The following is a 13,853-nucleotide window of genomic DNA, read 5'->3' on the forward strand; positions in this document are numbered from 1 at the left end:
TGCGCTGGTAGCTAACAGCTGACCGTCAGACCCAAAGGTCTGCGGTGTCAGTAAACTGCAGTGCTAGTTATCGCTTCTGCTGAAGCATCCTTCTAATATCCTGCACCTCATAGGTGTTTAAAACATCTTCTTTAGTCAGCCACCCTCTCTGGGCTGTTGCGGCTCCATATAGCATGTAGACCATATGGCCGGCAACGTGGGCGTCTGTATCAATGACAAATTTACAGCCGTACTTATCCCTCGCTTCTCTTAGATAGTCATCCTTTAAATCTAACCGGTTAGGATAAGCATCTAGCTCTAGAAACGTTCCTGTGTCGGCGGCCGCTTTAAATACCGCCTCCAGATCTATATCGTAAGGCAGCCGCTGCCCAAGAATACGCCCAGTCGGATGTCCTATAATATTTACATAAGGATTCTCGATCACCCTTATCATGCGTCGTGTAAGCTGCTCTTTGGATTGGTTAAACCCACTATGGATAGATGCGATAACAACATCAAGTTTTTCCAGAATTTCCGGTCCGAAATCAATGTTCCCATCATTATCTATGTTAGTTTCAACTCCGGTGAAAATCTCAATATCGCTAAATTGTTCCCTTAGCTCGGAAATTTCTTTTAATTGGTCTTCTAGCTCTTCTGGCGTTAGGCCACCAGCAATATAGAGCCTTTCAGTATGGTCTGATATGCAAACAAACTTATAGCTCAATTCCCTAGCCATTTCGACGACTTCTTTGATATCGTTCAAGCCATCGCTCCACTTTGTATGGATGTGAAAATCACCCTTAATATCGCTTAACTGGATAAGATGGGGAAGCCTATGTTCCATAGCAGCCTCTATCTCACCTTTGTCCTCCCTTATGGTCGGTGGAGGCGTATCCATACCCAGCACACCATAGACCTCTTCCTCGGTTCGTCCAGCCAACTTCTCATCAGTAGCGACATCGAATACACCATACTCATTTATCTTTAGCCCTCTGCTCTTAGCGATATCCCGCAGGTGGATGTTATGCGACTTCGACCCCGTAAAATATTGCAAGGCAGCTCCATACTGGTCAGGTGAGACTACCCTTAGATCTACCTGCAGGCCGTTTCTTGCAACTATGCTGCTTTTCGTCTCACCCTTAGCCAATACATAGGCGACCTGAGGCAGGCTGGTAAAGAAATCCATAATCTTTTGTGGTTCTTTGCTCGAAGCAAGCAGGTCGATATCGCCAACCGTTTCTTTCATGCGGCGAAGGCTGCCTGCTGGGTCTGCTCTATCAACAAATGGCTGTGCCTTTAACTGCTCGACTATCTCATGGGCAATAGGGTATGCATCAGATAAGAGTATGCGCTCGTGCATCTTCTCGTACTGACTTATGCCTCGAACGATATTTTCGATAGTTTTTTTCCCAAAACCAGGGATCTGTTCAAGGCGGTGTTCCTCTATCGCCCGTTTTAACTGATCACGCGTCGTTATGCCGAGTGCCTCATAAATCTTCTTCGCTTTCTTTGGACCGAGCCCAGGGATTTCAAGTAGCTCAGTAAGCTGTACCGGTATTTTTGCCTTTAACTCTTCATAATAACCAAGCCGCCCGGTTGTTATAAGTTCTTCCAGCCGCATTGCCGTATGGCTCCCAACTCCAGGGATATTCTCGAGAGCCTTCACTCCGCCTTCACGGTAAATATCAACTACAGGCCGGCTAAGGCCACGTATACTTGCTGCGGCTGTGTGATAAGCACGCACCCTAAATGTGTTTTCACCAAGAATATCGAGCATGTTGCCAATCTCGTCCAGAAGGCTCGCAATATCTTCATTGGTTATCTCACCGCGCTTCGGAGCTCTCTGTGCCATTTATCCACCGTCCAAATTTTTTCACTTATTTACCCGAAATCGCACGGGCAAATAAGTGCTTTAGATTGAGATGTTCTTTTTAGCTGTGTAGCTGTGGTAAGGCCATACTAATTAGGGCTGCTAAGTAGGATTAAGGCTATAGGCAGTCTAGGCAGGGCTAAAGACTGCCCTTCCTATACGATGCACACTGCAGCTCTAGCTTCTGCCTTCTAACTTCTGTTATCAATGTCAACCTGACCTCTGGAAGAGCACTTGGCTGCACCAGGTCCGTGTGATGGAAAGATAAATCTTACAGCGTGCTCGAATAAGAAGTAATACCAAGCCCAATTAATCATGACTAATATTCTGTTCCTGAAGCCTATCAGATTGAGGAGGTGAACAATAAGCCAGAGCAGCCATGCGGAAAACCCAACAAAATCTCTCCCGCCTACCTGGGCAACCGCCGCATTTCGACCGATTGTCACCATCGTACCCCTATCCCGGTAGCGGAAAGGCTGTGGCTTTTTCTCCGATAGCTGCAGCATTATGTTTTTTGCAGCGGCTATCCCTTGCTGTACCGCAACAGGGGCAACCATCGGCAGAGGTCGGCCGTCTTCTTCTTCGTAAGCCAGGTCGCCGACAACGTAGACGTTGGGATGCTCAGGTAATTGAAGAGTCGGGAGCAATGACACTCGTCCGGCGCGGGCGACCGGCAAACCCCATGCTTGCGCGATTGGCTCACCGCGCACTCCGGCAGTCCATACGACCGTTTCAGTTGGTATGGCTTCACCGCTCTTTAAATAAACGGCATCAGGTTCAATTCTGCTAACTTCTGTCTTAAGGCGAACATCCACCCCCATTCTCTTTAAACGCTCTATCGCATATCTACGGGAGCGATCCGGCATCATGGGAATTAAACTGTCTGCCGCCTCAAGAAGCAGGATTTTTACCTTCGTAAAATCAATCTGCGGATAATCTTTTACAAGTGGACCCCTTATCAACTCAGCCAAAGCGCCCGCAAACTCTACTCCAGTTGCACCCCCACCAACAATTGCAAAGGTGAGGATTCTCTGCCGTGCCTCGGCATCTGTTTCGTATACTGCGCGCTCAAACCTGCAAAGAACATGGTTTCTTATCGATGTCCCATGTTCCAGCGTTTTTAGAGGAAAGGTGTACTGCGCGGCGCCGGGGACGCCAAAATAGTGCGATGTACTTCCCATGGCAAGAATAAGGTAATCGTAGGGAATTATTGAGCCGTCCGCCTCAATGGTATGGCTGGCGATGTTTAGACCTGTTACCTCAGCCATAATAAATTCCGTGTTTGGCAGCTTTCGAAGAATTGTGCGGATAGGATAGATTATCTGCTCAGGCTCAAGCTCTGCTGCCGCCACCTGGTAGAGGAGTGGAAGGAAAGTATGATAGTTATTACGGTCGATAAGCAGCACGTCGGCCTGGGAGCCAGCTAGAGTACGTGCGGCCCAAAGTCCACCGAAACCTGCTCCAACGATAACAATTCGAGGGCACAAACCACTACATCTCCTTGATTTTTCCTGTCCTGCGGTACCACATTAGAAGCGCTATACCCTTCATCAACCTAAGTCCTCGAACAAGCGAATATATGTTTCCTGTCTCTTTTCCCGGTTCTTGGGCAACAATATCAACAAAAGCCTTTCCTGCCTCATCTACCGGCATACCGATAGCTTTGAGCACATAGGGAATGCTTTCAGCATGCTCGGCAAGCATCGGACTTCTTTTTGAGTTTTTTATAAGGTCGGTATCGACCATACCCGGTGATACCGCATGTATCGAGATAGGATATGCCGCATTTTCTCTGGCAAGACTTTTGGTCAGATTGGTAATCGCAGCTTTAGTAGCAGCATAAGCCGCCATATAAGGGGATGCATCACCGCGCCCGCCTTTTCCGGTCAGGTTGATCAATACTCCACCCTTGTGGTTAAAGTAGGGAATTACCAGACGACAAGCATGGAGAACTGCGGTAAGGTTGGTATCGATGATAGATTCGATTTCCTCTTCGCTTAGTTCATCAAGGGGGCGAAACCCACCGGACATGCCAGCATTGTTTATCCATACATCGATTCTTCCCCAGGTCTCGATTGCGTGCTTAAATAGCTTCTCGATATCGCCCTTTTTTGTAACATCGGCCGCTATACAGGATACACTCAATCCCTGCCGCCTGAGTATGTCACATTGTTGTTTAACCGCCGATTCTGTGCGTGAGCTTATAACTATCTTCGCGCCCTCTTTAGCACAGGCCTTTGCAATAGCTTTGCCAATCCCACGCGTTGAACCGGTTATAACTACAACTTTGTCCTTGAGTTTCATGAGCTATCCCTCACTAATAAGGTTATGCTATAGCCATTTCCTTCGCCTAAAGTAAATCAACATTCCTATTGCAACAAGAACCATAACTATCCACACAGCAGGATACCCATAGGGTGAGCTGATTTCCGGCATATATTTGAAATTCATGCCGTAAACGCCAACAAGAAACGTTAACGGAATAAAGATAGTTGATATGATGGTCAAAACTTTTACTACTTCGTTTAGCCTGTTGCTCACGCTTGAGAGATATATATCAAGCATGCCAGAGAGCATATCGCGGTAAGTCTCTACGGTATCGATAACCTGAATTGTATGGTCATAGACATCCCTTAGAAACAACTTGGTAGATTCATGAATAAGCAGCGATTCACCCCGTCCCATGCTGTTAATAACCTCCCTTAGAGGCCAAACCGACCTGCGCAGGTAAATCATCTCTCTCTTAAGGTCATGAATGGTATGTAATGTTTCTCTGTCTGGGTTGGTAACTAGTTCATCTTCGAGCGCCTCTATATCGTCTCCAAGTCCCTCAAGAATGCCAAAATAACTGTCCACTACTGAATCCACCAAAGCATACGCAAGATAATCTGCACCCATTTTTCTAATCCGGCTGTTGCCGACTCTGAGCCGTTCTCTAATCGGGTCGAAAATATCGCCCTCGATTCCTTCCTGGAATGAGATGAGAAAGTTTGGGCCCAAAATCAAGCTTATTTGTTCAGCTATAATACCTTTCCTGCAATTGCGGTAGTAAAGCATTTTTATAACAATATAGAGGTAATCCCCGTAATCCTCCAGTTTCGGTCGCTGATCTGTATTTAGGATATCTTCAAGAACAAGAGGATGGATACCGTAGCAATTACCAAGTTTCTCTACTACATCAACATCCTGAGCGCTATCTACGTTAATCCAGGTTACGGTAGGTTTATCCTTAAGAACAAAACATTCCTCGACAGTACCGAGTACTTTCTCGTCGATATGTTTCTCGTCATAATCCGTGACAGATATTCTGGTGGCTCCGGCCCTCTTCTCCCCAATATGAACAAGAGCTCCGGGCTCAAGTCCGGTTTTCTGAGATCTCTTTTTCCGCTTTCTCTTAATTGCCTCCGGCATATTTCGTCACCTGATTTAAGTGATATTTTAAATTACTACTTATGAACTTTTACAACAAGCATCTCGTTTGCGTTCCTTAAAAACTCATAATCGACTCGTTTTATCTGCATTTGTAGGTCGTGTAATTCTTCATCCCGCATTATTGGTTCTAGGAACACCGAGGGCTTTCCTTTTAAATTGGTGATTGGAAAAATGCGGATTTCTTTCGAGGTAACTCGTGCTAACTCAAGAAGAGTTCTCTTGTGAAACTCATAATTCAAGTGGTTCTCATATAGAAATAAAAAGCCTGATACTAGAGAGACGGTAAATTGATAATCGTGAAAATCGGTTATAGGATACTCGGCTGGCACGTATCTTTGGATTCCTGTTAACTTAAAATCCTTAATGAATAATTTATAGGCTCTCTCCCGCTGATCTTTAAGTGCTTGTATGTCCTTGAAATAGTTCCAAACATAAAGATCGGATATGGCCGGTAGCTGCTTTATTACATCATCTAAGTCTTGCTTACATTTATCTTCTATCTTAGATGGCGACAGTGTGTAGATTTTGTCACTCGCCACTACGTTATAGCCCTTTGAGTTTGCCTCGGCACAAAACGAGCTAACCCCTGATGCAACATCAAGAATAGGACCGCTCTTTAATAACTCCTCATCCAGGGCAAACATATTACGGTACTCATCAAATGTACGCCCTATTAAGACTATCTCTTCCAGGTTTAGCTGTTTATCCATCTATCATCAAGACCAGTTGTAATGCTTACCTCGTTTGTCACTCCAGCTATCAGGGCCATGCTTTTTTATCATCTCGAGGTTATGGTTTATTGTCTCACCATGCGCAGCTTTAAGCGGCAAAAGTAAATTGCAGCTTCTGAATTCGCCGCATTCCCAGCATCCTTCATAGCCCTTAAACTTAACACATTTTCTTACTTTGCAGTCAGGATTACCGCCACCTTCCCGGCAGGGAGCTTGGCATTCCAGCTCTTTTATTTCCTCAAGCATGCCGACAAATCTCGGATACTCATTGAAAACCTCGTTTACTTTCGATTTTACCTCAGCATATTTGTCGAAGTTCAAATCTGAAAGCGATCTCTCGAACTCTTTTACCACCTTAAAGAAAGATCTGTTTATGGGTATGCAGTCCTGGCAGTACAAACCACAGTATGCGGTAAGTTTTCTATCTTCGCTCATTTACAAGCCCCCTAATAGCCCCAGCGTTAACCCTGATGATCAGTATTAATAACTATATAGTTCTATTAATAACTTGTGCTTTTCGCTTCGGCTAACACGACAGACGTCTCTACTTGTCTATCTGGTATCGACCAATACTTCTTCAATAGCCTGTTCTTTTCCTCTATAGAGACGAGGCTAAAACCATGTTTTTTATAAAAGCTGATCGCCCAGGAAGCATCTGCCCACGTGCCGATTAGAATAGGCCGGTCTGTCTGTGTGCGCAGGAATTCAAGTAATTTCCCACCTATACCTTGTTTTCGTCTGGATGTTTTAACATAAGCATGTCTTATAAGGGTTACATCTTCTACATGTTGGATGCCCATCACACCAACAAGTTTGCCACCCTCCTCATAACCCCAAAATACTACGCCGTCTTTGATCTCATAACGCAACTTTTCGCGTGACATATACGGCTCGCTATAACGGTCCTCAGGGATAACCCCCTTATATGCCTGCGCCGCGTCGTTAACTATAGAGTAGATAGCTTCAAAATCCATATCATCGCATTGACGAATCATTGCTTTTCTCCACTAATTAGTTACCGCTTGGTTTTGTATCCTCTCGTTTACAGCTTGTATAAACTTCTTCGGTTCTTCAAGTGATAGGTAAATAACGCTTACAGGCTTAAATTCTTTTATAATCCCATTCATGGTTACTTCCTTGTTGAGGTAAAGTGCCACATTACTATTCTCGCCAGCCATGGCATACATAACACCCGGCTCGTCTTTCGACACATACGGACCCATCTTAAACGCCGGGCTCGTTTTATTTATCTCGACCACCGATTCGACGCCATTATAGGGCACGAAACCTTTCATCGCTAAACCAACCTGCAGCTCTATGCCATCATCACGTAACCTGTGGCCAATCTGGGCTACCGCCAGATACAAGCCTGTTAGGTAAATCCATGCCCACACGGTCAGCACGAGCAAGATTATCTTCCATGTTAGGTATTTATCGGGTACAGCAATTTCAATTGCTCCAGTTTCTAACGCAGAGATAAATGCGATAGCGATCATAAAGAACTTATAACTATCGTGCTTTGTTAAAAACTGGTCGCTAGCTGAGCTACGTTTAAACACTGAGCGAAATATTGTATGGTAGATTCGTAATTCCATTACCGCTATCTTCGCAACAGCACCGGGAATTGCTCTAGCCAGAGACTGCTCAAGTGCATCAAAACCAGTAATACCGTTCGATTTAAGCTCCAAATATCTCTTTATTACTTTACTTATTTTCAAAACCGCTAAGGTAAATATCGATATATCAATGGCCGTTAAGACTACGATAATAAGTTTACCTTTTTCCATACCAGCCATCCTTAGTCGTAGAGGTATTAGGCCTACTAATTGTGAACGTTCCACTGAATAAATGCCATAGCACTTTCTAGTAAAGCAGAATTAACGATTTGGCTGTAGGCTGAATTATAAAAGCCCTACAACCAGTAGGCTGCCGGGCTTTTCTTTTGGTGCATCTATGTATTCTATACAGCAAAATCTACCTGTTGCAGCGTCCCTATAACGCCATCCTCGCTTACAAATATACCGGAGTCCTTTATCTGCCCTTGCAGTATGTTTGCACTATCCTTTAAATCGAATTGAGTATTAACATGGCCCAGGTAAATTGCACCAACGCCCTTCTGGCCCAGCGAATACAGCAAGTCGTGCGCTTCGGTATCTTTTGACCAGATTTTTAGCTTGTAAAATACCGAGTCGTTCTCATCTATCCAATTGTTGCCGTCTTCATCATAGCTTGCGAGCTCCGACAATCCATCGCCCGTGCTTGGTCCAAACAGCTCGCTTCCATTATTAATCAGGCCATCTTCATTCAGATCCAGCACTAACAAACCACTTCCCTGTTTAACAAATGATATCCGCTCTTTTTCACCGTCAAAATCTAAGTCGAAATCATACTTAGTTTCAGTGAGCTCAGAAGCCAAGCCGTTGAAGTTGATAACTAACGGATCGACCTTAACCGCATCTCCGGCCCTTATACTTATATCATGCTTTTCCATAAACTGCCGGCTCATATTGAGTTTGACTGAAAATTCTATCTGCCTGCCATCCTCAGTATTTATGATGCCTTTGGCTTTAAACGTTACTTTTTCTTTCTCTACATATAGCTCATGGTAGTCGTACTCCAGACCCCAACCTGCTTTTGCCGGGCTGCCCTTGGATTCTACTTGCGATGTCTCTTGCTGCGCCTGAGGACATTTTACCTCATCACAGTCGGCCACTTCATCAATCGTCTCTATCTTTATCTTTTTGCCCGTCAATATCTCAACTGCTTTTTCAACGATTATTATTTTTAGCTCATCCTTGCCATTGGTTTTGATGCGACGCTTTAAACTGGTTTCAGCCATAGCCTGGGATTTGTCTTTAGCAGCTACCATCTCTGCAGCCTGAATACTTTTTTGCTGCAATCTTCCGACATAGGCTCCTTTTCTAGATATGTTTTCTAGAGCCTGACGGCTACCCTCAAAATCAGGCCTCTCCTTACCTACCCATACTCTAAGATGCTCTTTCCTATCATACATTTGAGAATAGGTACGGCTGCTCATCATTTCGATGCTTGAATTAGAGATCTTCAAAGCAAACCTCCTCCCTGAGACTTTCCGCCGAAACTTCCCTTTTTCGGCATACTAAAGTTATCGTCAGCTTTATTGATTTTCTGCAGCCAACCGCAAGCTACAATGAAACACGATTCAAAAGCTTGAATATCTCTTTAATCCCTATGGAAACCAGATTCGCTTACGGTTTAGCCTTTCTGAACAGGGTAGGCACATATTTTTGCACTTATTTAAATGCTTAAATAGGTATCAGTCTTGTTCTTAAGGGTAATAGCGGCATTAATGATAAACGTAGGAGCTATAGAATGCCCTCAAGCGTTTTCCGCACTAGCTTCATGCTTGGGAGGCGTCACTAGCTTACCGTGCTTATCAGGCACACCACCCGGCATTCTTAATGCAACAAAAAAGCCGAGGGCAGCGGCAATAAGGATCACCCAAAACGTTAAGTGGATGCTATGAGCCAATGCATCGGTCAATATCTTTAAATGTTCGCTACTGATAAATACTCGACGTGCAGGGTCAAGAAGTAGGTTTGTTACCGAAACCGAATCGCGCACATTGTATAACTTGTTAAGTGCAGTACCTGATAGAGTTCGGGCTAGCGAGTTATTAACAATCGTTCCGAGCAGCGCAACAAACAAGGTGCTACCAACAATACGCGCAAACATAATCGAACTTGTTGCGCTACCTCTTTGTCTCCAGTGAACGCTCGATTGTACGGCAACAATCTGGGTTGTTGAAGCCAGTCCCAAGCCTGCACCCATAACGAAACTACAAAGCGCCATGTATGCCGCCATATATATCGGATGTGACGACGTACCAACTCCAAGATAAAGAATACCGGCGAGAATACACAACACCATACCTGCGATCTCTATTTTTCGATACCCAAACCTCCAGATAAGCCGGCCAGATAGGGTCGATGCAATCGGCCAGCCGATTGATAGGGTTACAATAGTCGCGCCTGCGATAATTGCGGTAAGCCCAAGCACACCCTGGGCATATGTAGGAAGAAACGATGATGCCCCGATGGTAAGGCCGCCTGTGATCAACGCGCAGATATTTGCCACTAAAATCATCGGCCGCTTCATTATCGATAGAGGAACCATTGGCTCTTTGCTTTTCTCCTCAATACGAGCAAAAGCCGCAAAAAACACGGCCGACAGAATAAATGTGCCGATTAACTGAGGCGATGTCCAAGCCCATTTTGCTCCTGCTTGAAGCAACGCAAAAAGCAAGGCTGTTATAGCAATTGATAGTGCGGCCGCTCCTTTGTAATCTATCTCATGTTTGCGGTGCTCAATCTTTTCATGCAAGAAGATAGATACGCCGGTTATGGTGATGACCCCAAAGGGAACGTTAATCCAAAAAATCCATGGCCAGCCAATTGTCTGAACAATGACCCCACCCAGACCGGGCCCTATCACGGCTGCAATCGCCCACATACTGCTCAGCAGACCCTGGACTTTCGCCCGCTCTTGCCCAGGATAGAGATCGCCGACAATAACCATTGCAATAGGCAGTACCGAACCGGCACCCAAGCCTTGAATCGCGCGAAAAACGATGAGCTGACCCATCGTATCAGCAAACCCGCAGAGTGCAGATCCTACAACAAAAAGGCTTGCGCCCAGAGCGAATATTGGCTTTCTTCCATATAGATCGGCAAGCTTTCCAAAAATCGGTGTAGTCACGGCTTGCGTTAGCAAAAACATTGAAAACACCCATGTAAACTGGGCAAATCCACCAAGCTTTCCAACTATGGTCGGCATGGCGGTAGCAACAATTGAGGCCTCCATCGCCGATAAAAATATTCCGGCCAGCAAGCATACTGTCACTAAGCTGCGATTTGTTTTCTCATGCATTAAGTACAAAAGCTCCTTTTGCCATATATCGCATAATTATAGCGCATATCGACGATTAAGCGGATATAAAGATATGGTGAGGTTTATCATACCATGCTTTAACCCTAACTATCCCGTCCTCTTTATGATAAAGAGAACTATATCATCGGTTAGCCTGTTGCTTGCAAATTCCTTGGCTTCGGAAATAATCCGGTCGGCCATCTCCTGAGCGCCCAGGTCAGAATATCTGGCAATAAGCTCGCCGAGCCGCGCCTCCCCAAAAAATTCTTTATCCCGACGCAGCTCAATTAAACCATCTGTATAAAGCGCAAGGATATCGCCAGCCGATAGGGTGACTTCTGTGTCGCTGTATTCGTAGTGTGAGATTAAGCCAAAGGCTGGGTCTTCTTTTATAATCGGAGCGGTATTTCCGCCAGATGCGGAATATAATAGGGGGTGCGGGTGGCCGGCAATACTGAGAGCTAGGCTTCCTGTTTCAGGGTCATACGACCCAAAAACTACAGTAACAAAGTGGCCGCTGGTAAGCTGCTGGATTACAATTTCATTCGCCCTGGTCAATACGTGCGCTGGGTCAGGATTTTCAAAAGAGATGGCCCGCAATGTGTACTTTACCATTGCCGCATCCGCAGTTGCAGCAACTCCCTTTCCGGAAACGTCCCCGACAAATAGACTTATCAGATGATCGGGAACCTGTTTTGCATCGTAAAAATCCCCGCCAACCACTGCAGCCTCAGTCGCAGATGCGTAGAATACTCCGATATCTGTTTGTATAAGCTTCGGCAACCGTCCCGGTAGAAAACCCCTCTGGAGCATTTCCGAAATATATCGCTGCTCCTCAAAAAGATAAATGCCATCTATTGATGCCGCAGCTTGCGCGCCAATGGATTCCAAGAGAACCATATCGTAGTCGGAAAACATGCGCTCTGGGCTAAGCATACTGGCCCATATAACTCCCAGAATCTTGCCTCTCGCTACAAGCGGCACTACAGCAATAGACCTAATACCTGCGTCTGCGAATTCCTTTATTTGATGAAGTGCCATCTGATAATCGCCTAGTCGCTGCTCTCGGCGATTTTGTATAGCTTGACTAAGGATATCAGCGTTCAACTTATATCGCGAACCAATGAAATAATCAGGTAGATTATACACAGCCGGTATGGAGACCATTTGCCGTTCTGCATCAAACAAACCTATTCCAGAACTGTCGCATCCTAATAAGGCAACGATACTTCTGACTATCGAACTAAATAGCTCCTCCCTCTCGCGGCTTGATGTGATATTTAAAGCTACTCTTCTGAGGGCTTCCAAGTCCTCGAGCCTGCGACGGATCTCCAGTTCCGATTTGATCCGATCGCTTATATCGCGGCAAATTCAGTGACCTAAAAGTTTTCCGTTTATCTCAACGGATCTGCCATTTTTCTCTACCGGAATCAATGTTCCGTCTTTTCTGCGCAGGTGAAGGTCGCGAATCTGGTAAATGCCGCCTTCTCTTCTATAAATATCAATGATTTCTTGAGCTCGGGCTCGCTCCTCGATCGCATGTATATCGAAAAAATCTTTAGTGCGGATCTCTTCGAGAGTATAGCCTAGTAGGCGCAAACCACTGGGGTTCATATCGAGAATTTGCAATGTATCGACATCGAATATATACATCGTGTCGACAGCTGTATAGAAGATTTCCCCATGCGCTTTATTTATCTCATCTATAGTAAAGCGGCCAACCATTTCAGTCGGCCGGCTTTTATTTGCTGCCAAGTCTATCAACCACCCTGGGATATTATTGTTATTATTTTATATTTTTACCCGTATAAGATGCTGAAATAACGAATCCATAACCGTTGTATAGTATTACCTGATGCATATTGGGTAGTTAACTAGATCATATGGTCTCTCGCTATTGCAATTTTGCTTTTGTTTCTAAAAGTCTTCTAAGAAAATCTTCTTTGCTACTTCTTCTTGTATAATCTTTGATTAATTCATCTCTCAACTCGGCAATCTTTAAATAAGTGGCCTTTCTTGCTTCATCGATAAGATTCCAATCCCCGCTTTCGATAAACCTTTCAAAAGACCGCCTGATAGGCAAATGCATTTTAGCTTTATATCTATCCAGCAAGGCAATGCAAAGACCAAGGTTCCCTTTGTTTTTGCTATCGATACTTCTCTTTAATGGACCAAAATCCGATGTGTCAGCCAGCATATCTTTTACAGCTCTCAGAAAGAATTCAGTATCCTTGCTGTCAGCATCATAAAGCATTTCCATCCAGACAGAGAGATTTTCTTTAACTTCGCCAAGCTCATGATATAAGATAATCTCAGAATAACTGCCAGTCAGTTTATCAAACTTTCTTTCAAAATCTGCGTCAATATCTTCTTTTCCGCTAAAGCCATGATGAAAAAAACCGTATGCAAGAACAGGATTATTTTTTGCCTTCGACTCTTGGTATTTATCCCAAAGAAGTGCTCTTAAAGGCTCAAGCCTTATAAAAATATACCCACCCTGAAGAAGACCTGGCGATATAAAAAGGTCTCTTGCATATTCCCTCTTTGCTGCATAAACGGTATAACCGTCTATATTTTTATGCATGTACAGGTCTGCAAGAAAAAAGCTCGGCTTTTTAAAGACACCATAGCCAGCACCATACACAAGACCTTTTCTATTTAAAGCAAGATTTATCTCTGTTACGTCAAAAGGGTCATACAGCCGGCCGGCTATCTCAAGCTTTTTAAATTCTTTATCTTCTATTTCTTCCCAGTATGCTTCTTTTTGAGATATCCATTTAGATATTTCTTCTTGATTTATAGACCCCCAGGGTTTTATGCCGTTATTTGACATAAAAAGCGCACGCAAACCCATTAAAAGCCCGCATATGGAATAATAACCCCAATACCTTGCATCGGAAACATCGCAATTGAATTTGACCGTTTCGGCGAGG

General features: G+C 44.6%; 13 protein-coding genes. All 13 read right to left on the bottom strand.

Going from position 1 to position 13,853, the window contains the following annotated elements:
- Nucleotides 1–67: 67 nt before the first annotated feature.
- Nucleotides 68–1,801 carry a DNA polymerase/3'-5' exonuclease PolX gene (gene polX, locus K6T91_05555; GenBank protein ID MCL6472262.1) on the bottom strand — a complete coding sequence of 578 codons (1,734 nt, stop codon included), beginning with the start codon at nucleotides 1,799–1,801 and terminating at the stop codon, nucleotides 68–70.
- 239 nt (nucleotides 1,802–2,040) lie between these two features.
- Nucleotides 2,041–3,336, bottom strand: a complete 1,296-nt coding sequence (locus tag K6T91_05560; GenBank protein MCL6472263.1) for an NAD(P)/FAD-dependent oxidoreductase — start codon at nucleotides 3,334–3,336, stop codon at nucleotides 2,041–2,043.
- Between the two features lie 4 nt (nucleotides 3,337–3,340).
- Nucleotides 3,341–4,153, bottom strand: a complete 813-nt coding sequence (locus K6T91_05565; protein MCL6472264.1) for an SDR family oxidoreductase — start codon at nucleotides 4,151–4,153, stop codon at nucleotides 3,341–3,343.
- Between the two features lie 27 nt (nucleotides 4,154–4,180).
- Nucleotides 4,181–5,260, bottom strand: coding sequence for a magnesium/cobalt transporter CorA (corA, locus tag K6T91_05570; GenBank protein MCL6472265.1), 1,080 nt, complete (start codon nucleotides 5,258–5,260; stop codon nucleotides 4,181–4,183).
- Between the two features lie 35 nt (nucleotides 5,261–5,295).
- Nucleotides 5,296–5,991 carry a hypothetical protein gene (locus K6T91_05575; protein MCL6472266.1) on the bottom strand — a complete coding sequence of 232 codons (696 nt, stop codon included), beginning with the start codon at nucleotides 5,989–5,991 and terminating at the stop codon, nucleotides 5,296–5,298.
- Nucleotides 5,992–5,997: 6 nt separating this feature from the next.
- The gene (locus tag K6T91_05580) at nucleotides 5,998–6,447 is read right to left on the bottom strand and encodes a DUF3795 domain-containing protein (protein ID MCL6472267.1); all 450 of its coding nucleotides are present in this window, start codon (nucleotides 6,445–6,447) and stop codon (nucleotides 5,998–6,000) included.
- Nucleotides 6,448–6,512: 65 nt separating this feature from the next.
- Nucleotides 6,513–7,007, bottom strand: coding sequence for a GNAT family N-acetyltransferase (locus K6T91_05585; protein MCL6472268.1), 495 nt, complete (start codon nucleotides 7,005–7,007; stop codon nucleotides 6,513–6,515).
- Between the two features lie 12 nt (nucleotides 7,008–7,019).
- Nucleotides 7,020–7,799: a hypothetical protein gene (locus K6T91_05590; GenBank protein MCL6472269.1), complete on the bottom strand. Its 780-nt coding sequence runs from the start codon at nucleotides 7,797–7,799 to the stop codon at nucleotides 7,020–7,022.
- A 173-nt stretch (nucleotides 7,800–7,972) separates the two neighbouring features.
- A complete protein-coding gene (locus tag K6T91_05595) occupies nucleotides 7,973–9,079 on the bottom strand; it encodes a hypothetical protein (protein ID MCL6472270.1) in 1,107 nt (368 codons plus the stop codon).
- Nucleotides 9,080–9,369: 290 nt separating this feature from the next.
- Nucleotides 9,370–10,920: an MFS transporter gene (locus K6T91_05600; protein ID MCL6472271.1), complete on the bottom strand. Its 1,551-nt coding sequence runs from the start codon at nucleotides 10,918–10,920 to the stop codon at nucleotides 9,370–9,372.
- Nucleotides 10,921–11,028: 108 nt separating this feature from the next.
- The gene (locus K6T91_05605; GenBank protein ID MCL6472272.1) at nucleotides 11,029–12,228 is read right to left on the bottom strand and encodes a SpoIIE family protein phosphatase; all 1,200 of its coding nucleotides are present in this window, start codon (nucleotides 12,226–12,228) and stop codon (nucleotides 11,029–11,031) included.
- 63 nt (nucleotides 12,229–12,291) lie between these two features.
- On the bottom strand, nucleotides 12,292–12,675 hold the full coding sequence (locus tag K6T91_05610) for a PAS domain S-box protein (GenBank protein ID MCL6472273.1): 384 nt from the start codon (nucleotides 12,673–12,675) through the stop codon (nucleotides 12,292–12,294).
- Nucleotides 12,676–12,814: 139 nt separating this feature from the next.
- A partial coding sequence (locus K6T91_05615) for a hypothetical protein (GenBank protein ID MCL6472274.1) occupies nucleotides 12,815–13,853 on the bottom strand: 1,039 nt, incomplete at its 5' end.

The sequence above is a fragment of the Bacillota bacterium genome (assembly GCA_023511485.1).
Classification (GTDB): Bacteria; Actinomycetota; Aquicultoria; order Aquicultorales; family Aquicultoraceae; genus CADDYS01.

Coding starts and splice junctions, on each gene's coding strand:
- K6T91_05600 (MCL6472271.1), bottom strand. CDS start 10,920: ATGCATGAGAAAACAAATCGCAGCTTAGTGACAGTATGCTTGCTGGCC.
- K6T91_05565 (MCL6472264.1), bottom strand. CDS start 4,153: ATGAAACTCAAGGACAAAGTTGTAGTTATAACCGGTTCAACGCGTGGG.
- K6T91_05580 (MCL6472267.1), bottom strand. CDS start 6,447: ATGAGCGAAGATAGAAAACTTACCGCATACTGTGGTTTGTACTGCCAG.
- K6T91_05575 (MCL6472266.1), bottom strand. CDS start 5,991: ATGGATAAACAGCTAAACCTGGAAGAGATAGTCTTAATAGGGCGTACA.
- corA (MCL6472265.1), bottom strand. CDS start 5,260: ATGCCGGAGGCAATTAAGAGAAAGCGGAAAAAGAGATCTCAGAAAACC.
- K6T91_05590 (MCL6472269.1), bottom strand. CDS start 7,799: ATGGAAAAAGGTAAACTTATTATCGTAGTCTTAACGGCCATTGATATA.
- K6T91_05585 (MCL6472268.1), bottom strand. CDS start 7,007: ATGATTCGTCAATGCGATGATATGGATTTTGAAGCTATCTACTCTATA.